1 protein-coding gene is annotated in these 937 nt (G+C 66.6%); it reads right to left on the minus strand.

Annotation, left to right across the window (positions count from 1 at the left end; genetic code table 11):
* Window positions 1-33 precede the first annotated feature (33 nt).
* A complete protein-coding gene (locus H7965_RS30050; protein ID WP_186774110.1) occupies window positions 34-885 on the minus strand; it encodes an oxygenase MpaB family protein in 852 nt (283 codons plus the stop codon).
* Between the last annotated feature and the right edge of the window lie 52 nt (window positions 886-937).

A 937-nucleotide genomic window follows, 5' to 3' on the forward strand; every position in this document is an offset into this window, starting at 1 on the left:
CTAGGTCGGCCAAGCCTTCCGCGTGCACTCTGGTCAGCGAAACGCCCAGCGAAGGGTGTGCGCCACCCCGAGTGTTCCGGCGCGCACGAGTGGCCGACCGAGCAGAGGATTGGGTAGCCCGTGCATACGCCGGGCCCAATCAGGCAGGAGATCAATGGCAGCTTGGTTCGCCAGCGCCTGCATACGCGCTTCCAGAAGGTCCGCTGTGGCCGCTTTCAGCACCAGATTTCGAACCTCCCGTGTGCGGGCATCGGTGCGCAGCTGCAATCGGTAGGACTCGATCAGGCGTCGTGCCCCGGCTTGGTCGCACGGCACCGGCGCCGCCCCGAGAGCGCGTGCAACCTGCGCCATCTCCGCAAAGTAGCGGTCCTGATCCGCCGGAGACATGCCGGGTTCGGCGTAGCGGCGCCAGGCGTTCAGGAAGCTCCATGCCTCCGTGACGTGAACCCAGGCGAGCAGCGCGGGATCGTTGGCGGCGTAGGGCGTCCCGCTGGGCAGGGTGCCACGCACCCTCTCGTGGATATGGCGGACCCGCGCGATCATCGCCTCAGCCTCATCGCGCCCGCCATAGGTGGTCAGTGCAATGAAGCGCACGGTGCGGCGCAGGCGACCATGCATGTCGGTCCTGAAATTGGAATGATCCCAGACGCCGGCCAGCACCGCTGGATGCAGCATCTGGAGCAACAGCGAGGAAATGCCGCCGACCATCATCGAGGTGACGTCACCATGGACGCGCCAGGCGGCAGCTTTGGGACCGAAAATGCCGTCCGGGCGGCGCATCAAAGGCGCCTCGCCGCGCGCACGATCGTTGAAAAGGGCGACGACGCGGCCGACGATGGCAGTTTTCAGGGACTGGGTCGGGTCCGGCTGTCGGGCGCGCGGCATTGGTTGTCTCATATGGGTGATATGGTGACGTCGGCGCGCACGGCCAGCCGCA

This window comes from Siccirubricoccus deserti, from assembly GCF_014283215.1.
In the GTDB taxonomy this organism is placed as follows: Bacteria; Pseudomonadota; Alphaproteobacteria; order Acetobacterales; family Acetobacteraceae; genus Siccirubricoccus; species Siccirubricoccus deserti.